The sequence below is a fragment of the Sphingobium subterraneum genome (assembly GCF_014199435.1).
Taxonomy (GTDB): domain Bacteria; phylum Pseudomonadota; class Alphaproteobacteria; order Sphingomonadales; family Sphingomonadaceae; genus Sphingobium; species Sphingobium subterraneum.
In genome coordinates this window covers 173,140-195,274 of the sequence record NZ_JACIJP010000005.1, presented here as the reverse complement: position 1 = coordinate 195,274, position 22,135 = coordinate 173,140, and the positions used below count along the sequence as shown (strand labels likewise).

Here is a 22,135-nt window from a genome sequence, read left to right as displayed (position 1 = left end):
AGTTCCTGCGCTGGCTGAGACACTGAAGAAGCCGCCTGTGGAACTTGACCCGGCCAAAGCTTATGTCTTGGTAGAGATTGGGAAACTCGATGACGCGTTGATGTATGGCTCGCTGGTCCTAGGGCGATATGATGCGGTCAAAGGGGACATTGCCGATCCTACTCCGCCGCCCGGCGGTAAAATTCCTAGGGGAGGATGGAAGCAGGACAATCGCGTCTATTTGCTAAAGCCAGCGGTCAAGGCGGGCGATCACAACCTTTTTATCGCAGAACTCGATCCTGGTCTCTGGGTCATTGAGGGAGCCAACGACACCGCATTCGCGCTTGGCTCCAGTACGTTGCAGCTAGCAGCGGGAAGTGTGACGGACATCGGCGTTGTCAGCGTGTACAGCGACTTTTCTCAAGGCGAAAAACGCGATGTCGCGACTACCGGCCGGCTTCTCAAAGGCGCCCTTTTAGGCGGGCTATTCGTCAGCAGATTGCCCCCGCCGACGCCTAAAGCAATCGATGTTCGCCCGCGTGGCGCAAATGACATTCCGCTGCCAACGATCTTCGGCGCTGTCGCTCGGCCGGTCGAATGGGCCCAAGAGGTACGGTTTGGCAATCATCTGGGCGGGTTGGTCAATCGGATGGGTGGCCGAAAAGCACGTTTTCGTGCGATGGCTGCAGAGCAAGCTGCAGAGCCAACGCCGAAAACAGATTCTGCATCTGAGAAGGAGAGTGGTGCAGTATCCCCAGCGGCGAATTGATCCGTGTCTCGCCACTCTTGCCTGCCCTCGCTCTCCAATATCGCGAATCCTGGGGTCGTTGACCTTCGGTGAGCAGGCGAGCTACGCTAACATCCTGGTCATTCAGCACCATTGGTAAGCCCGTCAAACCCTGCCATTCGTTCAGGGGGGGGTCGTGAGGCGGCTGGAGCAAAAGAATATCTGGGCGCCGAGCATTTTGCTGCCGGCGCTCTGATACGGTGGTCGGGCAGTCAGATGGGCAGTGGCGCAGCCTCGCTGACCAATCCGCTTTTGCGGATTTCTCTCCAAAAATCAGTCGGCACAACTTCCTCGAAAGCCGCGCGATCCTCGGCAATGCGTTCCGGCCGGCTGGCACCAGGGATGACCGCCGCCACGGCTGGGTTGGCGAGTGAGAATTGGAGCCCCGCCGCTTTCATCGAGACGCTGTGGCGATCGGCGATCGCCTTGATTGCAGCGACCTTGGCGAGGATCTCTGGGGTGGCGGGGGCGTATTCAAAGTTCGGCCCGCCGACGAGAGCGCCCGAGCTGTAGGGGCCACCGACGATGATCCCCAGTCCCAGCTCGGCGACCTTTGGCATGACCCGCTGAAGGGCCCGTTCATGGTCCAGCAGCGTATAGCGTCCTGCGAGCAGAAAGGCATCGGGCCGTGGCTCATCGAGGTCGAGCAGAAGCTCGATAGGTTCGACCTTGTTGACACCCAGTCCCCAGGCCCTGATCACACCCTCATTGCGGAGGCGGTCAAGCGCCTTAAAGGCCCCGCCACGCGCCACCTCGAACTTTGCCAGCCACAGATCTCCCCAGAAATCCTGGGCTAGGTCGTGAACGAAGGCGATCTCGATACGATCGGTTTGAAGTCGTTTGAGGCTATCCTCGATCGACCTCAATGTCGCGTCGTAGCTGTAATCGTTGACGATCCTGTTGGGTCGTCCATTTGCGAAGACATTGCCCTTCTCTCCGTTGTCGCGGAGCGAACCGTCTTCGATCTCGTCAAGGATCACGCGACCGACCTTGGTACTGATCAAATATTGGTCGCGTGGCTTGTCCCTAAGCGCTTGCCCCATGCGGATCTCGGCAAGACCAGCTCCATAGAACGGAGCATTATCATAATATCGAATGCCTTCATTCCAGGCGGCATCCACCGTTGCCAGCGCTTCGTCTTCCGGGATGGCACGGAACATATTGCCGAGCGGAGCGGCGCCGAAGCCTAGTTTGCTAGGAAGAATATCCTTGAGTGCCATGGTTTTTCCTTTCGTCAAAAGACCGAGAGCGCATCAAGGGTTAATGCGGTGCGTTCTGCGAGATCGTTTATGGTTGCAAGATAGCCCTGGAAATGAGGTGAGGCGCGATGCGCGGTCACGGCCTCGCTGTCGGCATAAAGCTCATCGAGCACAAAGCAGTCGGGATTGCCCTGATCCACCCACAGGTCGTAACGCAGATTACCAGGCTCGACCCGGCTGGCGCCGACCATCCGGTCGAGCAGTTCACGTAACTGGGCCGTCTTGCCCGGTCGGGCGGTAAGAATGGCCATGATTTTCACATTGCTCATATCCATTTTCCTTTCGAGGGAGGCGGGACGCCGCAGCGCCTCGCCCGTCATGCGTGTAGGCACAGGTCAGCCCAGACGGGCATCAAGCGCTTCGACCAGCGCTTTGGCGATCGGATGGAACGACGCCGCGCGCTTAATTGCAACCGACACGCACGCCACCAAGGTCATGAACAAAGTCTATGCGTCGTGGTCGCGCACCGTGGACACGCTGAACGCCAACATCACGAAGCTGGACAAGGAGTTGAACGCGCCCGTCGAGCAGCGCGCTACCGCGTCCATGGCATCGGAAATCCGCGCTTACTTCCGTGGCCTCGATCAGGGTCCGCGCATGAACGCGCTTCGGCAGGCAATTGAGGCGGGCGACGAGATCACGGTTACGGCAGTGCTCGGCGGTCGTCCCTACCTCTCCGGTCTCGATCCCGACCTTCACGCCGAATACCTGCGCGACTGGCACAACGCCCAGCGCCCGGTCGAAGCGAAGAAGCTCCGGGCAATGACGGCAGCGGCTGAAATGCTCAACAACCGATACAAGCTGCTCACGAAGGCGGTGACCGATGCGGTCGGTGACATCAAGATCTACGAGACCGCCGCAGACGGCAAGCGTCAGATCCTCGTCAAAACGATCACCCCCGCGCAAGTGCGCAAACAGGTGAAAGAGTCCAACGAGGCGTTCGCAGTTCCGGTCTGACCTACAGACCAAATTGAATCCGACCTGTTCCATCAAATGAGGCGAACGTGACCGAGCCAGAAACCCCGCCATGGAAAGAAGGCTGGAAGCCGATGGAAGGCCCCGGAGGCCCCGTCGTCGCTGGCAACCCCAATTGGGTAAAAGGCATGAAGAGTCCAAACCCGGCTGGCCGCCCTCCCGGTCTGACCCCGCAAACCAAGCTGGTCCAGAAGATGCTGGAGAATGCGGACGGGATTTTGGATGCCATCATTGCCAAGGCGATGGAGGGGGACAGCGCCAGTGCTTCCCTGATCCTCGCCCGCATCGTTCCCGCGCTCAAATCGCAGGCGCAAACCGTCCAGTTCACGTTCGACGCCAGCGCCCCGGTGAGTGAACAGGCGGAAGCGATCCTTACGGCAATCTCGACTGGCAGCGTCTCCCCCGATGTGGGGCGGCAGATATTGGAGGCGGTGAACGCCCTCAGTCAGATCAGAGCGAGCGAGACCCTCGAAGCCCGGATCGCCGCTCTTGAGGAGAAGCAATCGTGATCGCGCATTCGCGGCAAAATGCGCGCCGCTTGCAAAAAGGCCGAGAGCGACCGGCCTTCGCACAGATTGACATATACCCCGACGGAGACCGTTCATGACGAGGATAACCACAGCTCGGAACAAGGTCGTCACCGACGAGCCGGAAGCCGATGACGTGATGGTCTATGTTGGCTGGACAGGTCCAAGCGATACGCCCGGAGTGCGCCGCGCCTTCTCCACCCGCTACATGCCGATCAGCGCCTATCAGGAATGCCTGGATTGGGCTGTGGCCATCGCGGACCAGTTCTCGCACCCGCTCTATGTCGTGCCGCTTAGCCACGACGACATTCTGCATACCGACCGATGGAACCCATATGCGGAAATGCTCGCCACCCTGAACGATCAGGAGCGCGGGGAAATGCGCCAGATGGCGGTTGCCAGCATGTGCGAACTGATGCGCGACTGCCACGACCGGGAGGTCCGCGCCGAAGCCTACGACATTCTCACTCAACTGAAAGTGATACATCATGACTGATACGAACGAATCCCTGAAAGCTGCCGCGCCCGGTTCGCACCCGAAGGCGGAGAAGTATGGCATGTCCATCGAACATGCGGACCGCATCGTGCAGCGGCATTTCGGGGTGACGGACGACAACGCTGCGCTCGAAGGTGGGCGGGTCGCTGCTGACATTGAGATGAGCAAGGCGCTCGCCAAGAAGAGCTAACCACGCATGTCGCTCCGCACCCTTCAACGGCGCATCGCCAAGCTGGAGAAGGGTCGGAAGCCGCGACCGTCGCCATTCGTCATAATGTGCGGTTCGTTCGATGCTTTCGCCGATGCCACATATGCGGAGGTGATGGCGGGCAAGCTGGCAGGGGACTTCCTGCGAATCCTCGATCACCTGCGCGAGTGGGACGAGGGCGGTGTATGGGCGCTGGCCTATGCTCGCTGACGGTCCCAAGCGCACGACCAGCGAGCTTGGCATAAGCGAGCCTCAGCCGTGGGACTACGACGGGTGCGTTCGCCGGGAGATGGTGTTTGACATCGTGCTTATCCCGCCGCGTGTGGTCAGGAAGGTGGGCTGGCACCGCTGCCTCAAGTGCCGCCGTCCATTCTTCTCAGAAGATGTGCTTCGCCTTCGCATGTGCCAACCGTGCCGGGGGGACGAAGACAGATTCACAGTTCTCAAGTGAGACGAGTTCGCGGGGTAAGTCCTTTCCCCCGCGCGAGGCATAGCGGTTCGTTCCTCGTTAAATCCAACGGCCGCGCCAGCGAGGATGGTCTTGCCTTTCCTCCTACGTCCTGACGCTGTGCAGCGCCTCGTGCCCTCGGGTGCGGGGCGTTGCTGTGAGGGGTGCAGCCCATGCTAGCGAGGCCTGTCGCGCTGCTAGTATAGTGCTAGCATGGATTTCGCAGGCGGCATTTCGAGCGACCCCTTGGCGGGGTAAGTTGCTGTAAATGCTAGGGAATTTTGGTGGACGCACTAGGGCTCGAACCTAGGACCCGCTGATTAAGAGTCAGCTGCTCTACCAACTGAGCTATGCGTCCATTCCGGGGCGGCGTTGCGGCCGACTTCCGTCGTGAGGCGCGGCGGTTAGCATGGCTTTGGCGCTTTGCAAACAGGAAATATCGCTTTTCCTGAATTTCTCCGGGCGGATCGTGAGGTTGTCCTTCAGCCCGTGCGCTTTACCTCCGCCGGTGGGAGCGATTATTGACGTTGCAGGGCGTTCCGTCCAAGCAAACGGCGATGCACATCGCCTCTCTCGCCTTTTATCCGGTCAAAAGTCTGCGCGGATCGGCCCTGCCCCGGGCGTCGGTCGAGCAGCGCGGTATCGCCGGTGACCGTCGGTGGATGGTGGTGGACGAACAGGGGCGTTTCGTCACCCGACGGGAGGTGCCCGCGCTGGCGCATATCGAGGCAAAGGTGAGCGGCGAAGGCATCGAGCTGCGTCACGAGGAACTGGGCAGCCTGCGCTGCGCGGTTCCCGATCACCCGATTTCCGTGCGCGTGTGGCGCGACACCGTCACCGCGCGGCTCGCCGGGGCGGATGCCGCCGCGTTCCTGTCACAGGCGGTCGGTCGGCCCGTGCAACTGGTCTACCAGTCGGACCCGGACATCCGCAGGGTCGATCCGGCGTTCAGCGATGCGGACGATCTGGTGAGCTTCGCGGATGGCTATCCGCTTCTGGTGACCACAGAGGAGTCGCTTGCCGCGCTCAACGCCCGGCTTTCCCATCCGATCCCGATGGAGCGCTTTCGGCCCAACATCGTGGTGCGCGGCACGACCGGAACCTGGGCCGAGCAAGGCTGGCGACGGATCCGCATCGGAGAGGTCATCCTGCGGCTGGTCAAACCCTGTGTCCGCTGCATCGTGACCACGCAGGACCATCTGACCGGCCTACGCAGCCACGGGGACGAGCCGCTCCCGACCTTGCGCGCGCTGGGGCAAAGATCCCGATCGGGCGTCGTCTTCGGGCAGAATGCGATAGCGGAAACAACCGGCGCGATCGCGGTGGGTGACCCGGTCGAGATTCTGGACGGGGCGTAAACCCGTTCGCAACGGAGATCAGAACAACGTCGTCAGGCCATAAAACGCTGCGCCCACCGCAGCCGAAGCGGGAATGGTGATGAGCCAGGCCACGCCCACGCTGCGCGCCACGCTCCAGCGCACGGCGGACGCCCGCCGCGCCGCGCCCACGCCGACCACGCAGCCGGTAATGGTATGCGTGGTCGAGACCGGAATGCCGAGAGCGGAGGCGGCGAACAACATCACCGAGCCACCCGCCGACGCGCAAAACCCCTGATGATGCGACAGCTTGGTAATGCGCGTACCCATCGTCTCGATGATCTTCCACCCGCCCGACAGCGTCCCGAGCGCGATCGCCGTATAGCAGCTCAGCACCACCCATTCGGGCACGTGGAACTCGCCGCCCAGCATCCCCTGCGAATAGAGCAGCACGGTGATGATGCCCATCGTCTTCTGCGCATCGTTCGCGCCATGGCCGAGCGAATAGGCGGCGGAGGAAATGAGATGCAGCTTGCGGAACACGCCTTCCGCGCGGTTGGCGGTGGCGCGCATGAAGATCCACGACGTCGCCATCATCAGGAACATCGAGAGCATCAGGCCGAGCATGGGGGAAAGCACGATCGCGGATGCGGTCTTTGATACACCCGCCCAGACAATTCCGTCCGTGCCCGCCCGCATCATCCCCGCGCCTATCAGCCCACCGACCAGCGCATGGCTGGAGGAGGATGGTATGCCCTTCCACCAGGTAACGATGTTCCAGAACATCGCGCCCACCAGCGCGCCGAAGATGACCTGCGGATTGACGATATCCTTGTCGATAATCCCCTTCCCCACCGTCTCGGCGACCTTCAGGCCGAAGATCCAGTAGGCGGAGAAATTGAAGACGGCGGCAAACAGCACCGCCTGCACCGGCGAGAGCAGACGCGTCGACACCACCGTGGCGATGGAATTCGCGGCATCGTGGAGCCCGTTCAGGAAATCAAAGGCCAGCGCGAGGCCGATCAGCGCCACAAGCAGCGGCAACGCGATGATGGTGGTCGTCATGTCCCGCCCGCCCTATGCGTGGTCGATCACGAGGCCGTCGATCTCGTTCGCCACATCCTCGAACCGGTCCACCACCTTTTCGAGATGGCTGTAGATTTCCCGCTCGACGATGAACCGCAGGGTGTTGCCCTGCCCATGCGCCTTGAACGACGCCTTGAGGCCCGTGGAATGGATCTGGTCCGCCTGGCCCTCCATCGTCACCAGCCGCTCGGTCAGTTCGTGCAGCCGCGCGGCGTTCGCGTGGATGCTGCGCAGAAGGGGCAGCGCTTCGGCCAGCAGGCGCGACGCATCGACGATGATCGCCGCCATATCCTTCATTTCCTGCGAGAAATCGGTGACTTCGTAAAGGCTGATCGCACCCGCCGTCTGCTGCATCTGGTCGATGGCATCGTCCATGGAGACGATCAGGCTGGTGATCGCACTGCGGTCGAAGGGGGTCAGGAAGGTGCGGCGCACGGTCTGGAGCACTTCGCGGATGATCGCGTCGGCCTCATGCTCGCGCTCGATGATCTCGCGGATATGGTCCTGCATCGACGGGCCGCCCTGCAACAGGCGGGCGAGCGCGTCGCTCCCGGCAATCAGGGTGACGGCGTGCGCCTCGAACAGGTTGAAGAAATTGCCCTGCTTGGGCAGCAGGTTCTGGAACCAGTGAAACATCTTGAAACCTTCTTTGATATCAGTGGCGACGGGCAGAAAGCCGCGCCTGGCGAGAGCGGTAAATTCGGCAGCCTTGAACTTGCGCATCAGGTCGCGCAGCTCGGGTTCGTCCACAGCATCCGCCGCTTCGGCAAGCGGGAACCAGCGGCGCTCGCGCTGGTCCTGCTCCTCCCACTGGTCGAGCTCCTGCGTCACTAGCACGGGAAAGACATCGACCTCCATCCACCGGGACGCTCCACTGCGCAACACCTTGCGATAGGGGTAGCTGCCCAGTGGTGTCGGGCATACCGAGCCGATGATCCCTGCTTCCTCTTCCGCTTCATGCGCGGCCGATGCGTGGGGAGACAGGCCTTTCACCAGATTACCCTTGGGAATGACCCAGCGCTTCGTCCCCCGCGAGGTGACGAGCAGGATGCTGACGGGCGCGTCGAGCGCATCCCCGTCCGTTCGATATGGCAAGGCAGCGATCTGACGAATGACGAGACCCCGATATGTTACAATTTTATGACAGCCCTAGCGGGCAAACACGCCTGACGTCAAATAGGAGCGCATCAAAGCTGTGGATAGAAGTTTCGGCGCAAAACCCGGAAGACTACGTATCCGGCAGCGCCTGATCCGCCTTTCCCCAGGCCTTGAGCGCCTTGCTTTTGGCACGCGTGAGGAGCGTGTCGGCATCCTTGATGGTGAAGGGCGCGGCCGTCTCCATCGATGCCAGCTCGTTCCATTCGACCGGGGCGGCAACACTGGTCCGGGGTCGCGCCCGCGCGGAATAGGGCATCACCGCCGTCGCTCCGCGCTCGTTGCGCAGCCAGTCGATGAAGATCTTTCCCTTGCGCTGCGCCTTGCGCATATTGGCCGTGAACCGGTCGGGATGCGCGCTCGAAACCGCCTGCGCGAACCGGCTGGCAAAGTCCTTCACCGCTGGCCAGTCCGCGCTGCCGTCGAGCGGAACGACGACATGCACGCCCTTGCCGCCGGAGACCATCGCGAAGCTCTGCAATCCCATTTCGGCGAGCAGATCGCGCAACTGCACAGCGGCATTGCGCACCGTCGCAAAGTCGACGCCCTCATCGGGATCGAGATCGAAGATCATCCGATCGGGATGTTCGATGTCATCGGCGGGCGATCCCCATCCGTGCAGCTCGATCGTGCCCATCTGCACACAGGTCAGCAGGCTTTCCGGCGTGTTGACGACCAGATAGTCTTCCTGCTTGCCCTTGGTGTCGGGAATCGAGATGCGGTCCACCCGGTCGCCGAAGCTGCCACCATCATGCTTCTGGAAAAAGCATTGCTTCTCGCGCCCCTGCGGGCAGCGGACGAGGCTCACAGGGCGATTGGCGAGCCACGCGAGCAACGGGTCGGCGAGCTTGGCATAATAGGCCGCGAGCGCGCCCTTCGTCGTCGGGGCTGTCGGATCGATGACGCGCTCGGGATGGGTGATGGTCACGCCATGATAAGAGTTGTCGGGGTTTTCGCCGCCCCCAGTCTCATCCTGCACAGCAACCGGCTGTTCCACCACGACGTCCTTGGCAGGCTTGTCCTGCCGCAGTCCGATGTAACTGGGGTGCCGCAGGATATGATCGGCCGTAAATTCCGAAAAGGCGATTTCTACAACCAGCGAGGGCTTCACCCAATGCACGCCGCGCGCGACGGCTTTCGGCACATCGGCAGCGGGCGTCTTGCGCGCGAGCGGCTCCATCGTCGCCACCAGCATGTCGCGCGTGGCGGCATCGAACCCCGTTCCCACCCGTCCGGCGTAGCGCAGCGCGCCGCCGTCATGGACCCCCACCAGCAGTGATTTCAGCCCACGGCCCGCCTTGTCGCTTATCCCGTAACCGAGCACGACAAATTCCTGGCGCCGCGTGCATTTGATCTTCAGCCAATTACGGCTCCGCGTTCCGCGATAGGACGCGTCAGCGCGCTTGGAAACCACCCCCTCATAGCCGTCCTTGCACAGCCGCTGGAACAGCTTTTCGCCTGCCCCGACGACATGATCGGCGTAATGCAGCGGCGTCGGCGCATCCTGCATCAACGCCGCCAGCCGCTCCTTGCGCTCCAGATTGGGCAAGCCGCTCAGATCCTCGCTATCCTGCTCCAGCAGATCAAACGCGAAATAATGGAGCGCCCCGCCCTCTTTTAGCGCCCGTTGTAGCGCGGAGAAGCTCGGTCGACCGTCCGCGTCGAGCGCCACCACCTCGCCATCGATCAGCGCGCTGCCGATGTCGAGTTGGCTGGCGGCGTCGCACACAGGCGCAAATGTGTCCGACCAGTCCAGGCCGGTGCGGGTATAGGCCTTAACGGCGCCTCCGCCGATGGCGAGCAGCGTCCTGTAACCGTCATATTTGATTTCGTGAATCCAGTCCGACCCCTCCGGCACGCGCTCGACCAGAGTGGCCAGCTGGATCGCGCGGAAGGCGGGGGGAACGCTTTTTCCTCCCTTTGCCTTGGCCGATTTGGCGGGGGTGCGCGTTGTCTTGCTCGGTTTTTCGGGCGTGGATTTTGACCGCGTGACGGGCGTCTCCCCGGCCGCGATCTGCGCCATGGTCCGCCCGGTCGTCACGCTGGTGAGCGCCTCCTCGACGAGCGTATCCGACGCGCCAGCCTCCTCATCCTCCACCTTGCGAAGCAGCCAGTTCTCACGCTTTTCGTTGCCGCGTGGCTTCATCCGCACCAGCAGCCATTCACCGTTCATCCGATGGCCATGGAGGATGACATGCACATGCCCTTCCTCGATCGTCTTGGTCGGGTCCTTGCCGCCGACCGCTTCCCAGGTGCCTTCGTCCCACAGCATCACCGTGCCGCCGCCATATTCGCCCTTGGGAATGGTCCCCTCGAAGGTCGCATAATCGAGCGGATGGTCCTCCGTGCGCACGGCGAGGCGCTTGTCATCGGGATCGAGGCTCGGACCGCGCGTCACCGCCCAGCTTTTCAGGACGCCATCCATTTCCAGCCGGAAATCCCAGTGCAGCCGGGTCGCATCATGCTTCTGCACCAGGAAACGCTGGCCGCCGCTCGTGTCGCGCTTGCCCTTCGGTTCGGCCGTGCGCGTGAAATCACGCTTGGTGTTATAGTCGGAGAGCGGATCGCGGCGGGCCATCATCACGCGCGTTTGCGGGTTCGCGCCGGTGCCGCTCCGGCTGCGGCTTTCGCGCCGGAAGGCTTGGTCGTCTTGGCTTTTGCAGCCGGCTTTTTCGCGGCCGGGGCCTTGGATGTGGCCCTACCGCCGCCACCATCGAGCGATTTCTTGAGCGCCTTCATCAGATCGACGACATTCATGCTCTCGGCTGGTGTGCTTTCCTCATCCTCGATCACCAGCTTGCTCGATTTCGACTTTTGCTTCTTCGCGATCAGCGCGCGCAGCGCATCGACATAGCGGTCGTGATAATCGTCGGCGTCGAATGCGCCCGCCTTCTTCTCGATGAGCGACGTGGCGAGGTCGAGCAGGTCGGCGTCAGGCTTGCTATCCCCAATGCCGCGGAAATAGCTCGACGACTGGTTGACCTCATCGGAATATTTGAGCGTTTCGAGCACCATGCCCCGCCCGCAAGGTTTCAGACTGACGACATATTCCCGTCCGCGCAGCGCCAGCTGCCCCAGCCCGATCTTGCGGGTCTTGCGCAGCGCCTCGCGCAACACGACGAAGGCTTCCTCGGCCAGAGTGTCCGAAGGCACGACATAATAGGCCTTGTCATAGAAGATCGCGTCGATCTCTCCCACATCGACGAAGCGATTGAGCTCCAGCGTCTTGCGGCTTTCCAGCGCAACGCCCTCAATCTCCTCCTCCTCCAGCAGGACATATTCGCCCTTCTCCACTTCATAGCCCTTGACGATTTCTTCGGGATCGACCGGACCGATGCCGTCCACCACCTTTTCATAATGGATGCGCTTGCCCGACGGCTCGTGGATCTGGTGAAAGGCAATCGTCGCCCCGCTCTTCGTCGCCGAGAAAATCTCGACCGGAATGGAAACGAGCGCCAGCCTGATCTGGCCCTGCCAATAGGGACGTGCGGGCATGGGATATCCTTTGCTGCGGCAACATCCATCAATCCCGGAAGACGCCCTTCGGTTCCGCAGCGGGAATAGGCGCTAACACCCCGCCCGATCCCGTGCTAAGGGCGCGGCCATGCTGAACCTCAACGAGATCACCGTGCGCCTGGGCGGGCGCGTCATACTGGACAAGGCGAGCGCCGCCCTGCCCCCCCAATCGCGGGTCGGGCTGATCGGGCGCAACGGCGCGGGCAAGTCCACGCTGATGAAGGCGATCATCGGCCTCATCGATCCGGACGGCGGCAGCGTCGATATGCCGCGCGGCACGCGGCTCGGCTATATCGCGCAGGAAGCGCCGAGCGGCACCGCGACCCCGTTCGAGACCGTGCTCGCCGCCGATAACGAGCGCGCGGCGCTGCTGCACGAGAGCGAGACCTGCGAAGACCCCGACCGGCTGGGTGACATCCACGATCGGCTGCTCGCCATCGATGCGTACAGCGCCCCGGCGCGCGCCGGGCGCATCCTCGTCGGCCTTGGCTTCAACGAGGAGATGCAGAACCGCCCGCTCGACAGCTATTCGGGCGGCTGGAAGATGCGCGTCGCGCTGGGCGCGCTGCTGTTTTCCGCGCCGGACCTGCTGCTGCTCGACGAGCCGTCGAACCACCTCGACCTTGAAGCGACCCTGTGGCTCGAAAATTTCCTCAAGGATTATCGCGCCACGATCGTCATCATCAGCCATGAGCGCGACCTGCTCAACAATGTGGTCGACCATATCCTGCATCTGGAACAGGGGAAGATCACCCTCTACCCCGGCGGCTACGACGCATTCGAGCGGCAGCGTGCCGAACGGCTCGCCCAGCTCGAATCCGCGCGGGAGAAGCAGGCGGCGGAACGCGCCCGGTTGCAGGACTATGTGGCGCGCAACAGCGCGCGCGCCAGCACCGCGAAGCAGGCCCAGTCGCGCGCCAAGGCGCTCGCCAAGATGCAGCCGATCGCCGCCGCGCTGGAAGATCCCAGCCTGTCCTTTGCCTTCCCCGATCCGCCGGAACTCCGCCCGCCGCTGATCACGCTCGACATGGCCTCGGTCGGCTATGACGAACGGCCGATCCTCCAGCGCCTCAACCTGCGCATCGATCCGGACGACCGCATCGCCCTGCTCGGCAAGAACGGCAACGGCAAGACCACGCTCGCCCGCCTGCTCGCCGCGCAGCTCCCCACGATGGACGGCAGCATGAGCGCGTCGGGGAAAATGACGGTCGGCTATTTTACGCAATATCAGGTGGAGGAACTCGACACCGGCGACACCCCGCTCGAACATATGACGCGCCAGATGAAGGGCGCGACGCCCGGCGCGGTGCGCGCCCAACTCGGGCGCTTCGGCTTTTCGGGTGAGCGCGCCACGCAGAAGGTCGGTTCGCTGTCGGGCGGTGAGCGGGCACGGCTGGCGCTGGCGCTCATCACCCGTAACGCCCCGCATCTCCTCATCCTCGACGAGCCGACCAACCATCTTGACGTGGACTCGCGTGAGGCGCTGGTTCAGGCGCTCAACAGCTATTCGGGTGCGGTGGTGATCGTCAGCCACGACCGGCATATGATCGAACTGGTCGCCGACCGGCTGGTGCTGGTCGACAGCGGCGTGGCGAAGGAATTCAACGGCACGCTCGACGATTATACTGACATCGTGCTGGGCAAGGCGCCGGGCAACGCGTCCGGATCGGCGGGCAAGAGCGACAAGAAGGCCGACCGCAAGGCGGCGGCCGACGCACGCGAACAGGCGCGCGCGCTGTCCAACGCCGTGACGAAGACGGAAAAGGCGCTGGCCGATCTCACAGCAAAGCGCTCGCGCATCGAACGCGCGATGTTCGACCCGGCGAGCGCCGACCCGGCCGAGAAGAACTGCACGATGTCCGAACTGATGAAGCGGCGCGCCGATGTGGAAAAGGCGATTGAAGCCGCCGAACAGGAATGGATGGCGGCCGCAGAGGCGCTGGAAAAGGCGAATGCCGCCTGACACCACCGCCGGGCGGTGCTTGACAGGTTCGCGGTGCAATGGTCAGAGTACGCATCGCGTGGAGATGCTCCTCCGCCACGCGTTCAGGAGATCCATGCCCGTGAGCCGTTATTCCCGCACCGCGATGACGCTCCACTGGGTGCTTGCGCTCCTGCTGGCGTTTCAGCTCGCGCTGGGCTGGCGGCTGGAAGACATTCCCAAGGGGCCGGCGCTCTTCACCGCATTTCAGCTTCACAAGTCGATCGGGATTTTGATCCTCGTGCTCACGCTGCTGCGCCTGGCGGTGCGGCTGATGCGGCCCCGGCCTCAGTTGATGGCCGATTCCGTCTGGGCGAGGCGTCTGGCGCACGCTGTGCATCTAGCATTTTATGCCGTGCTGATCGGCGCACCGCTGACCGGCTGGGCGCTGGTATCGACCGCGCGGCTGAAGCTGCCGACATTGTTGTTCGGAACGATCCCGCTGCCGCATCTGCCCCTGCCCGCCTTCGTCCATGAACCGTCCGAGGGAGCGCATAGCGCGCTGGCATTGCTCGGCTTCGTGCTGTTCCTGCTCCATGTCGCGGGCGCGCTGCGGCACCAGTTCGTGAAGGACGAAAACATCCTCGGCCGCATGATTCCGCTGCTGGGCGCGGGGCGTCATGTATCGCGCGCGCGCGCCGGAGTGGCGACGCTCGTCGTGCTGGGCATCATCACCACGACGTTCGTTGCGGCCCGCTTCGTCTCCTTCGGCACGTCCCCGACCGCACCGGTGAACGCCAGCGCGCCCGCCGCCACGCTGGTCGACGACGATGACGCGGAAGAGAGCATCGTTACCAACAGCGCACCTGTCGAGAACGCCACGACCAACGCAACCGCACCCGCCCTCGCAGCGCAGCCTCTCGCCCGGTGGACCGTGGCGTCGGGCGGACGGCTGGGCTTCACCGCAAGCTGGAACGGCACGGCCATTGCGGGACGGTTCGGATCCTGGAAATCCGACATTCTGTTCAGCCCCGATGCGCTCGACGCCTCGCGGATCACGGTGACGATCGATCTCGCGTCGGCCAGCACCGACGACAGCCAGCGGGACGAAATGCTTCAGGGCGGCGACTTCTTCGACACTGCCGCCCATCCGCAGGCGGTGTTCACATCCAGCGCCATCCGGTCGCTGGGCGGCGATCGCTACAAGGCGGACGGCAGCCTGCAACTGCACGGGGTCAGCAAGCCGGTGACGCTGTCCTTCACGCTGAAAATCGATGGCGACACGGCCAAGGTGACAGGATCATCCCGCCTCGATCGTACAAAATTCGGTGTGGGAACCGGCGAATGGGCCGCGACAGATCAGATCGCTGCGCCGGTATCGGTCGACTTTGCGTTTTCGGCCAAGCGCTCCACCAAGCCGTAGGGTTCAGACAAGGCGAAGGACAGCGTCCGGCCGCGCCAGTACGATCAGCGGCAATCCCGCCGCGCGCGCGCGTTCTACCGCCAAGGCGGTCGGGGCGGAAATCGTGACCAACAGCGGACACCCCGCAAGCACGGCCTTTTCCACCAGTTCGTAGGAACAGCGCGACGAGAGCAGCGCGAAGCCGCCATCCCACCCCTGCCCCGCGCGCAGCATCGCGCCGATCAGCTTGTCGAAGGCGTTGTGCCGCCCAACATCCTCGCGCACGAGCCGGATGGCCCCGTTCACATCCACGGCGGCAGCGGCATGGACAGCGCCCGTCGCCTCATTCATCGCCTGACGACCGGACAGCGCCGCCAGTGCCCGGAAAATCGCGGCGTCATCAATGCGCGCCGGAGAAGCAACGCGCGGCAGAGGCCGCAGCGCCTGTTCCAGATTCTCGATGCCGCACAGCCCGCAGGAGGATTCCGATACCCGGTGCCGCACCCGCTCCACCACGCGCGGGAGATGCGTTTCCGCCAGTGTGATGCGCACGACCCAGCCCTGCGGCATGCGGTGTGTGTCGATGTCAATGATGTCGCTGGCGCTCTCGATCAGCCGTTCCGAACGGGAAAAGCCGTACGCCAGATCTTCCAGATCGATGGTACTCGCCATCAGCACGGCGTAACCGAGGCTGTTATACTCGATCGCGACCGGCGTCTCATCGGCAAGCACCCGATCTACGGATGAGCGGGATCCATCCGCGCCGATCCTTTCAAACGCGTAGGACGATCCCCCCGGCTCGCTCACCGGAGCGCCGCCCGGTCATCCCGCATCGCTGCCGCCGCTAAGCTGCGTCACTGGCGTCTGGGGCGCGGGCTGCGCTCCGGCACGCAGCCGCGCCACGGCCGCCCCGGCCAGATCGCCCAGGCCATCGTCCGCTCCGCACGCGAAAATCGTTTCACGCATGCGCGGATCCCAGAAGCTTGCGATATGGTCGGCGGTCGCTGCCACGGCATTGTCGTGCCCCAGCGCCGCGAAATTGCGCGCGATCTGGTTGGCCATATAGACCAGCCGCTCGCGGTTGCTCATCATCGCCCTTACTCCGCCGCTTCGGCCTGCACGATGCGCCGACTGCGCCGTGCCTGCTCCTCATAGCGTTCCTGCCAGTCGGACGGCCCGTTGGAAAGCCCGACCTGCACCGCCGTCACCTTATATTCCGGGCAATTGGTGGCCCAGTCGGAATAATCGGTGGTGATGACATTGGCCTGCGTGTCCGGGTGGTGGAAGGTGGTGTAGACAACGCCCGGCGCCACGCGATCCGTCACATGCGCGCGCAGCGTCGTTTCCCCCGCGCGGCTCTTGAGCGCCACCCAGTCGCCTTCCTTGACACCCCGGTTCTCGGCATCGACCGGGTGGATTTCCAGCATGTCCTCGGGATGCCAGGCGACATTCTCGGTGCGCCGGGTCTGCGCGCCGACATTGTACTGGCTGAGGATGCGCCCGGTGGTGAGCAGCAGCGGGAAGCGCGGGCCGGTTTTCTCATCGGTCGGCACATAGTCCGTCACCACGAACTTGCCCTTGCCGCGCACGAAGCCCTCGATATGCATCGTCGGCGTCCCGTCCGGCGCGGCGGCGTTGGCCGGCCACTGCAGCGAACCATGCCGATCAAGCGCGTCGTAGGACACGTTAGTGAAGGTCGGGGTCAGCTCCGCAATCTCGTCCATGATCTCGCCGGGATGCGCGTAGCTCCATCCCAGCCCCATGGCGTTCGCTACCAGCTGCACGATTTCCCAGTCGGCATAGCCGTTTAAGGGCTGCATCACCTTGCGCACCCGCTGGATGCGCCGTTCCGCGTTGGTGAACGTCCCGTCCTTCTCCAGGAACGTCGAACCGGGCAGGAAAACATGCGCGTAATTGGCGGTTTCGTTGAGGAACAGATCCTGCACCACCACGCATTCCATCGCCGCGAGGCCCGCCGCGACATGATGGGTGTTTGGGTCGGACTGGAGGATATCCTCGCCCTGGATGAAGATGCCCTTGAATACCCCGTCCGTCGCGGCATCGAGCATGTTGGGGATGCGCAGCCCCGGCTCGGCATCGAGCGAGACGCCCCAAGCCTGCTCGAACAGCTTGCGTGTCGGTTCATCCGATACATGGCGATAGCCGGAAAATTCGTGCGGAAAGCTGCCCATATCGCAGGCGCCCTGCACATTATTCTGCCCGCGCAGCGGATTGACGCCCACGCCCTCACGCCCGACATTGCCGGTCGCCATCGCGAGGTTGGCGATCGCCATCACGGTCGAGCTGCCCTGGCTGTGCTCCGTGACGCCCAAGCCATAATAAATCGCCGCGTTGCCGCCCGTCGCATAGAGGCGCGCCGCCGCCCGCACGTCTGCCGCCGGAACCCCGGTCAGCGCCTCGGTCGCTTCCGGCGAGCGTTCCCGCTGCGACACGAACGCCGCCCAGTCCTCATATTCGTCCCACTCACAGCGCGCGCGGATATAGTCCTCGTTTGCCAGCCCTTCCGTGACGATCACATGCGCCATCGCCGTCAGCAGCGCGACGTTGGTGCCGGGGCGCAGCGGGAGATGATGCTCGGCGGCGACATGCGGCGATTTCACCAGATCGATCCGGCGCGGGTCGACGACGATCAGCTTCGCCCCTTCGCGCAGCCGCTGCTTCATCCGGCTGCCAAACACCGGGTGCGCATCAGTCGGGTTTGCGCCGATGACCAGGATGACGTCCGCGTACTGCACGCTGTCAAAGTCCTGCGTTCCCGCGCTCGTCCCGAACGTCGTCTTCAACCCATAGCCGGTGGGCGAATGGCACACCCGCGCGCAGGTATCGACATTGTTGTTGCCGAACCCCTGCCGGATCAGCTTCTGGACGAGAAACGTCTCCTCATTGGTGCAGCGCGACGAGGTGATGCCACCGATCGAGCGCACGCCGTACTTCGTCTGGATCCGCCGGAACTCGCTCGCCGTGTGGGCAATCGCCTCGTCCCAGCTCACCTCGCGCCACGGCTCGTCTACCGACGCGCGGATCATCGGGTTCAGGATGCGCTCCTTGTGCTGCGCATAGCCCCAGGCGAACCGTCCCTTGACGCAGCTATGGCCATGATTGGCCTTGCCGTCCTTCCACGGCACCATGCGGACCAGTTCCTCGCCGCGCGTTTCCGCACGGAATGTGCAGCCGACCCCGCAATAGGCGCAGGTGGTGATGACCGACCGATCCGGGGTGCCGACCTCCACCACCTTCTTCTCGATCAGAGACGCGGTGGGGCAGGCCTGTACGCACGCCCCGCACGACACGCAGTCGGAGGCCAGAAAGTCCTCGCTCTGTCCGGCGCTGACCTTCGAGCCGAAGCCCATATTCTCGATCGTCAGCGCGAAGGTGCCCTGCACCTCGTCGCAGGCGCGCACGCAGCGGGAACAGACGATGCACTTGCTCGGATCGAAATCGAAATAAGGGTTGGACCGGTCCTTCGCCTGCCCCATGTTGGTCGCGCCGTCATAGCCATAGCGCACGTCGCGCAGGCCCACCGCTCCGGCCTGATCCTGCAATTCGCAATCGCCGTTGGCCGCGCAGGTCAGGCAATCGAGGGGATGGTCGGAAATATACAGCTCCATGACTCCGCGGCGCAGCTTTTTCAGGCGCTCCGTCTGGGTGCTGACGACCATCCCCTCGGCCACCGGCGTCGTGCAGGACGCGGGGAAGCCGTTGCGCCCCTCCACCTCGACAAGGCAGAGGCGGCAGGAACCGAAACTCTTGACGCTGTCCGTGGCGCACAGCTTGGGAATCGCCGTGCCGATCAGCGACGCCGCGCGCATCAGCGAAGTCCCCTCGGGTACGCTCACCGCCTGCCCGTCGATGGAAAGAGTCACGGTAGTACCGTTCGCCAGGACCGGCGGCGTGCCATGATCGGTTTCGCGGGTGAAAGCCATGTTCGTTACTCCGCAGCGTCTTGAATGGGCGCAGATGCACCGAAATCTTCAGGAAAATGGTCGAGCGCGCTCAATACCGGATAGGGCGTGAACCCGCCCAGCGCGCACAGCGATCCGTATTTCATGGTGTCGCACAGATCGCGCAGCAGGTCGGTTTGCGCGGTAAGGCCCGTATCGATCCGCGCGGGGGACCGGGAATAGAGGGCCTTGGCCAAATATCCCCCCTCCGTTCGTGCTGAGCGTGTCGAAGCACCGTCCTTTTCGTCCAAAGTGCTAAACAGCCCTTCGACAGGCTCGGGGCGAACGGACGATAGTGCGGTGTTTCTCGCGGCGAGTATCCGGTCCATGATCTCCACCCCGCGCGTCGATCCGATGCGGCAGGGCGTGCACTTGCCGCAGCTTTCTGCCGCGCAGAATTCCATGGCGAAACGCGCCATATGCGCCATGTCGACGCTGTCGTCGAACACGGTGATCCCGGCATGGCCGATGAGCCCGCCCGCCCCCGCAAACGCCTCATAATCGAACGGCAGATGGAACATCGACGGCGGGAAATAGGCGCCCAGCGGACCGCCGACCTGCACCGCGCGCACCGGCCGCCCGCTCGCCGTGCCACCGCCGATGTCGTTCACCAGTTCGCCCAGCGTGATTCCGAAGCCGACCTCGAACAGCCCGCCATTCTTCACATTGCCCGCAAGCTGCACCGGCATGGTCCCACGCGACCGGCCGAAGCCGACCGCCGCATAGGCCTCCGCCCCCTCGCTCAGGATGAACGGCACGGCGGCGAGGCTCAGCACGTTGTTGATGACCGTGGGCTTGCCGAACAGTCCCTCGATCGCGGGCAGCGGCGGCTTGGCGCGCACCTGCCCGCGCTTGCCCTCGATCGAATCGAGCAGCGCCGTCTCCTCGCCGCACACATAGGCGCCCGCGCCGACACGCACTTCCAGCGTGAAGGGCGCCATCCGCCGCGCCGACCGCTCGATCGCGGCGTGCATCGTTTCGATGGCAAAGGGATATTCCGAGCGGATATAGATGTAGCCATGCCCCGCGCCCACCGCATGGGCGGCAATCGCCATGCCCTCGATCAGGCAATAGGGGTCGCCCTCCATCAGCATCCGGTCGGCAAAGGTGCCGCTGTCGCCCTCATCCGCGTTGCAAACGATGAATTTCTCGTCGCTCGCCGCGTCCAGCACGGTCTGCCACTTGATGCCGGTGGGGAAGCCCGCCCCGCCCCGGCCGCGAAGACCCGACGCCTTCACCGCATCGACCACCGCCTGCGGAGCAACCGCCCGCGCCGCATCCAGCCCGCGCCAGCCGTCATGCGCGGCATAAGCATCACAATCGAGCGGATCGATCACGCCCACCCGCTCAAAGCTGAACCGCTGCTGCCGCACGAAAAAGGGCAGCGCCGTCACATCGCCGAGCCGGTTGGCGTGCGTGCCATCGAGGACCGCCGCGACATCGCCCGGCCCCACCGGTCCATAGCCGATCCGCCCTTCGCCCGTTTCGACCTCCACCAGAGGTTCGATCGAAAACAACCCCCGGCTGCCGGTGCGCACGACCTCGCACCCGGCCGCCGCGAACGCATCGGCCAGCGCATCGGCGCCGAGCGCCACCGACGCCATGTCCTTGCTGATGTAGACCCGGCTCATGCGCCGACCCCCGCCGCAATCCGCTCGATCGCGCCCGCGTCGATCCGCGCGACCGGCCGTCCATCGACCAGCGCATTCGGCCCGATCGCGCACAGGCCAAGGCAATAGACCGGCTCCAGACTGACCGCGCCATCGCCACGCGTTGCGCCCATCGCCACGCCCAGCCGTCGCTGCATGGCCTTTTCGATGGCCGCACCGCCGCGCGCCTGACAGCTTTCCGCCCGGCACAGCTTGACGACGTGCCGCCCTGCCGGGGTCCGCCGGAAATCATGATAGAAGGTGACCACGCCATGCACTTCGGCGCGGCTGATGTTGAGCGCCTCGGCAATCAGGGGAACCGCCGCATCCGGAACGAACCCAATCTCCTCCTGCACGGCGTGCAGAAGCGGCAGTAATCCACCCCTTTTCCGCGCATGAAGCGGCGCGAGCCGATCGATCAGCCCGCTCAGATCGCCTGTGTCACCGTCGCTCGTCACTGGAAAATCTCCGCCGTGGAAGCGGGATTTTCCTCTTTTAGGATGGCTGCGTCAAATCGATCCGGCGCATGGGTGATAGATTTTCTCTATCATGCGAGACTTCGCGCTGCCGCCAGGACGGCGCAAGCCATGGTAGCGACCGGCTCGCGATCAAGCACCACCAGTCCCACCGTGCTCGACGGCAAGGGATCGGAGAAGGGGAGGATAGACGCCCAGGGCAAATCGGGCAGCAGGCGGGCGTAGCTGTCGGGAATGATCGTCGCGAACGGCCCATCCTGCACCAACGCCAGCAAGGCAACATAGGAATCCGCCGTCGCGCGCGGCCGGAGGATCAGACCACGTTCCGCCATGCGCGCGTCCAATATGCGCCGGTTCTGCATCCCCTGATGCAACAGGCACAGCGGCAGATCGGCGGCCGTCGCCACGCTGATGTCCGTGCGGTCCCCAGCCACATCGCGCCGTAGCAGCACGCGATATTGCTCGGCATAAAGCGGCACACGGATGACGTCGGCGGGTGGCTCATGATCGAGATAGGTGATGCCGCCATCCAGCTCGAACGCGGCGAGCGCGCGCACGATCTCGCGCGACGTCAGCGACCGGATCGATAGGTCAAGCTCCGGCTGCGCGGCGAGCAGCGCCTGCGCCAGCCGCCCCGTCCACGGCAGCGCGGCGGGGATGGCGCCCAATCGGAACTCGCCGGTCAAAGGCCCCCGCACCCCGCCGACAGCCGCATTCATGCCCTCCTGCGCGGCGAGCATCTGCTGCGCCCAGGGGAGCATCGCCTCGCCCTCCGGCGTCAGGCTGATAAAGCGCCGGTCGCGCACCACGAGACGCTTGCCCATCTGTCGCTCCAGCGCGGTCAGCCCCGCCGACAGAGTCGGCTGCGTCACGCCACAGGCGTCGGCTGCCCGCGCGAAATGCCGCTCTTTCACCAGCGCCAGGAAGTAGCGGATCAGGCGGATCTGCATCGATCCACCCCCCGCCCGCTGCG

21 protein-coding genes and 1 tRNA gene are annotated in these 22,135 nt (G+C 63.9%); 9 read left to right on the top strand and 13 right to left on the bottom strand.

From position 1 onward, the window contains the following. Window positions 1-37: 37 nt before the first annotated feature. On the top strand, window positions 38-748 hold the full coding sequence (locus FHS92_RS14560; RefSeq protein ID WP_221231086.1) for a hypothetical protein: 711 nt from the start codon (window positions 38-40) through the stop codon (window positions 746-748). 230 nt (window positions 749-978) lie between these two features. Here the strand turns inward: FHS92_RS14560 and FHS92_RS14555 are convergent, their stop codons facing one another. Beyond that, window positions 979-1,986: an aldo/keto reductase gene (locus FHS92_RS14555; RefSeq protein ID WP_184081449.1), complete on the bottom strand. Its 1,008-nt coding sequence runs from the start codon at window positions 1,984-1,986 to the stop codon at window positions 979-981. Window positions 1,987-2,000: 14 nt separating this feature from the next. Then, window positions 2,001-2,294, bottom strand: a complete 294-nt coding sequence (locus tag FHS92_RS14550) for a putative quinol monooxygenase (protein ID WP_221231085.1) — start codon at window positions 2,292-2,294, stop codon at window positions 2,001-2,003. Window positions 2,295-2,460: 166 nt separating this feature from the next. On the opposite strand from FHS92_RS14550, the gene FHS92_RS14545 reads away from it, so the two are divergent. The 5 genes from FHS92_RS14545 (at window position 2,461) to FHS92_RS14525 (ending at window position 4,441) form a co-directional block, all read left to right on the top strand. Further along, entirely contained in the window at window positions 2,461-2,982 is a 522-nt protein-coding gene (locus tag FHS92_RS14545; protein WP_184081448.1) for a hypothetical protein, read from the top strand. A 47-nt stretch (window positions 2,983-3,029) separates the two neighbouring features. Further along, window positions 3,030-3,509 (top strand): hypothetical protein, encoded by a 480-nt coding sequence (locus tag FHS92_RS14540; protein WP_221231084.1) that lies wholly within the window; start codon window positions 3,030-3,032, stop codon window positions 3,507-3,509. 94 nt (window positions 3,510-3,603) lie between these two features. Further along, complete coding sequence (locus tag FHS92_RS14535; RefSeq protein ID WP_184081447.1) at window positions 3,604-4,023, top strand: hypothetical protein; 420 nt, start codon at window positions 3,604-3,606, stop codon at window positions 4,021-4,023. Next, entirely contained in the window at window positions 4,016-4,213 is a 198-nt protein-coding gene (locus FHS92_RS14530; RefSeq protein ID WP_184081446.1) for a hypothetical protein, read from the top strand. The genes FHS92_RS14535 and FHS92_RS14530 overlap by 8 nt, the downstream gene beginning before the upstream one ends. A 6-nt stretch (window positions 4,214-4,219) precedes the next feature. Continuing rightward, window positions 4,220-4,441: a hypothetical protein gene (locus FHS92_RS14525; protein WP_184081445.1), complete on the top strand. Its 222-nt coding sequence runs from the start codon at window positions 4,220-4,222 to the stop codon at window positions 4,439-4,441. A gap of 520 nt (window positions 4,442-4,961) precedes the next feature. Here FHS92_RS14525 and FHS92_RS14520 read toward each other — a convergent pair. Next, window positions 4,962-5,037 (bottom strand) — tRNA-Lys (locus FHS92_RS14520). A 199-nt stretch (window positions 5,038-5,236) separates the two neighbouring features. Between FHS92_RS14520 and FHS92_RS14515 the strand changes: the two genes are divergently transcribed. Continuing rightward, window positions 5,237-6,037 carry an MOSC domain-containing protein gene (locus FHS92_RS14515; protein ID WP_184081519.1) on the top strand — a complete coding sequence of 267 codons (801 nt, stop codon included), beginning with the start codon at window positions 5,237-5,239 and terminating at the stop codon, window positions 6,035-6,037. A gap of 18 nt (window positions 6,038-6,055) precedes the next feature. On the opposite strand, the gene FHS92_RS14510 is transcribed toward FHS92_RS14515, so the two are convergent. The 4 genes from FHS92_RS14510 to ku form a co-directional block, all read right to left on the bottom strand. Next, entirely contained in the window at window positions 6,056-7,060 is a 1,005-nt protein-coding gene (locus tag FHS92_RS14510) for an inorganic phosphate transporter (protein WP_184081444.1), read from the bottom strand. A 12-nt stretch (window positions 7,061-7,072) separates the two neighbouring features. Then, entirely contained in the window at window positions 7,073-8,194 is a 1,122-nt protein-coding gene (locus tag FHS92_RS14505; RefSeq protein WP_184081518.1) for a DUF47 family protein, read from the bottom strand. A gap of 115 nt (window positions 8,195-8,309) precedes the next feature. Continuing rightward, window positions 8,310-10,814 (bottom strand): DNA ligase D, encoded by a 2,505-nt coding sequence (ligD, locus tag FHS92_RS14500; RefSeq protein WP_184081517.1) that lies wholly within the window; start codon window positions 10,812-10,814, stop codon window positions 8,310-8,312. 2 nt (window positions 10,815-10,816) lie between these two features. Continuing rightward, window positions 10,817-11,731: a non-homologous end joining protein Ku gene (ku, locus tag FHS92_RS14495; protein ID WP_184081443.1), complete on the bottom strand. Its 915-nt coding sequence runs from the start codon at window positions 11,729-11,731 to the stop codon at window positions 10,817-10,819. Between the two features lie 109 nt (window positions 11,732-11,840). Between ku and FHS92_RS14490 the strand changes: the two genes are divergently transcribed. Next, on the top strand, window positions 11,841-13,715 hold the full coding sequence (locus FHS92_RS14490; RefSeq protein ID WP_184081442.1) for an ABC-F family ATP-binding cassette domain-containing protein: 1,875 nt from the start codon (window positions 11,841-11,843) through the stop codon (window positions 13,713-13,715). A 94-nt stretch (window positions 13,716-13,809) separates the two neighbouring features. Further along, entirely contained in the window at window positions 13,810-15,096 is a 1,287-nt protein-coding gene (locus FHS92_RS14485; RefSeq protein WP_184081441.1) for a YceI family protein, read from the top strand. A 3-nt stretch (window positions 15,097-15,099) separates the two neighbouring features. On the opposite strand, the gene fdhD is transcribed toward FHS92_RS14485, so the two are convergent. From fdhD to FHS92_RS14455, 6 genes are all read right to left on the bottom strand, one after another. Further along, window positions 15,100-15,882 carry a formate dehydrogenase accessory sulfurtransferase FdhD gene (gene fdhD, locus FHS92_RS14480; RefSeq protein WP_184081440.1) on the bottom strand — a complete coding sequence of 261 codons (783 nt, stop codon included), beginning with the start codon at window positions 15,880-15,882 and terminating at the stop codon, window positions 15,100-15,102. A gap of 15 nt (window positions 15,883-15,897) precedes the next feature. Continuing rightward, on the bottom strand, window positions 15,898-16,167 hold the full coding sequence (locus tag FHS92_RS14475; protein WP_246352018.1) for a formate dehydrogenase subunit delta: 270 nt from the start codon (window positions 16,165-16,167) through the stop codon (window positions 15,898-15,900). Between the two features lie 5 nt (window positions 16,168-16,172). Beyond that, entirely contained in the window at window positions 16,173-19,019 is a 2,847-nt protein-coding gene (fdhF, locus tag FHS92_RS14470) for a formate dehydrogenase subunit alpha (RefSeq protein ID WP_184081439.1), read from the bottom strand. 5 nt (window positions 19,020-19,024) lie between these two features. Continuing rightward, entirely contained in the window at window positions 19,025-20,668 is a 1,644-nt protein-coding gene (locus FHS92_RS14465) for an NADH-ubiquinone oxidoreductase-F iron-sulfur binding region domain-containing protein (RefSeq protein ID WP_184081438.1), read from the bottom strand. After that, complete coding sequence (locus FHS92_RS14460) at window positions 20,665-21,117, bottom strand: formate dehydrogenase subunit gamma (protein ID WP_184081515.1); 453 nt, start codon at window positions 21,115-21,117, stop codon at window positions 20,665-20,667. The genes FHS92_RS14465 and FHS92_RS14460 overlap by 4 nt, the downstream gene beginning before the upstream one ends. 116 nt (window positions 21,118-21,233) lie before the next feature. Then, on the bottom strand, window positions 21,234-22,112 hold the full coding sequence (locus tag FHS92_RS14455; protein WP_184081437.1) for a LysR family transcriptional regulator: 879 nt from the start codon (window positions 22,110-22,112) through the stop codon (window positions 21,234-21,236). Window positions 22,113-22,135 lie beyond the last annotated feature (23 nt).

Excerpts from the sequence above, each read along its gene's own strand:
- FHS92_RS14555 (WP_184081449.1), bottom strand. The coding sequence starts at position 1,986 with ATGGCACTCAAGGATATTCTTCCTAGCAAACTAGGCTTCGGCGCCGCT.
- FHS92_RS14550 (WP_221231085.1), bottom strand. The coding sequence starts at position 2,294 with ATGAGCAATGTGAAAATCATGGCCATTCTTACCGCCCGACCGGGCAAG.
- FHS92_RS14545 (WP_184081448.1), top strand. The coding sequence starts at position 2,461 with ATGAACAAAGTCTATGCGTCGTGGTCGCGCACCGTGGACACGCTGAAC.
- FHS92_RS14535 (WP_184081447.1), top strand. The coding sequence starts at position 3,604 with ATGACGAGGATAACCACAGCTCGGAACAAGGTCGTCACCGACGAGCCG.
- FHS92_RS14530 (WP_184081446.1), top strand. The coding sequence starts at position 4,016 with ATGACTGATACGAACGAATCCCTGAAAGCTGCCGCGCCCGGTTCGCAC.
- FHS92_RS14525 (WP_184081445.1), top strand. The coding sequence starts at position 4,220 with ATGTCGCTCCGCACCCTTCAACGGCGCATCGCCAAGCTGGAGAAGGGT.
- FHS92_RS14515 (WP_184081519.1), top strand. The coding sequence starts at position 5,237 with ATGCACATCGCCTCTCTCGCCTTTTATCCGGTCAAAAGTCTGCGCGGA.
- FHS92_RS14510 (WP_184081444.1), bottom strand. The coding sequence starts at position 7,060 with ATGACGACCACCATCATCGCGTTGCCGCTGCTTGTGGCGCTGATCGGC.
- ligD (WP_184081517.1), bottom strand. The coding sequence starts at position 10,814 with ATGGCCCGCCGCGATCCGCTCTCCGACTATAACACCAAGCGTGATTTC.
- ku (WP_184081443.1), bottom strand. The coding sequence starts at position 11,731 with ATGCCCGCACGTCCCTATTGGCAGGGCCAGATCAGGCTGGCGCTCGTT.
- FHS92_RS14490 (WP_184081442.1), top strand. The coding sequence starts at position 11,841 with ATGCTGAACCTCAACGAGATCACCGTGCGCCTGGGCGGGCGCGTCATA.
- FHS92_RS14485 (WP_184081441.1), top strand. The coding sequence starts at position 13,810 with ATGCCCGTGAGCCGTTATTCCCGCACCGCGATGACGCTCCACTGGGTG.
- FHS92_RS14475 (WP_246352018.1), bottom strand. The coding sequence starts at position 16,167 with ATGATGAGCAACCGCGAGCGGCTGGTCTATATGGCCAACCAGATCGCG.
- fdhF (WP_184081439.1), bottom strand. The coding sequence starts at position 19,019 with ATGGCTTTCACCCGCGAAACCGATCATGGCACGCCGCCGGTCCTGGCG.
- FHS92_RS14465 (WP_184081438.1), bottom strand. The coding sequence starts at position 20,668 with ATGAGCCGGGTCTACATCAGCAAGGACATGGCGTCGGTGGCGCTCGGC.
- FHS92_RS14455 (WP_184081437.1), bottom strand. The coding sequence starts at position 22,112 with ATGCAGATCCGCCTGATCCGCTACTTCCTGGCGCTGGTGAAAGAGCGG.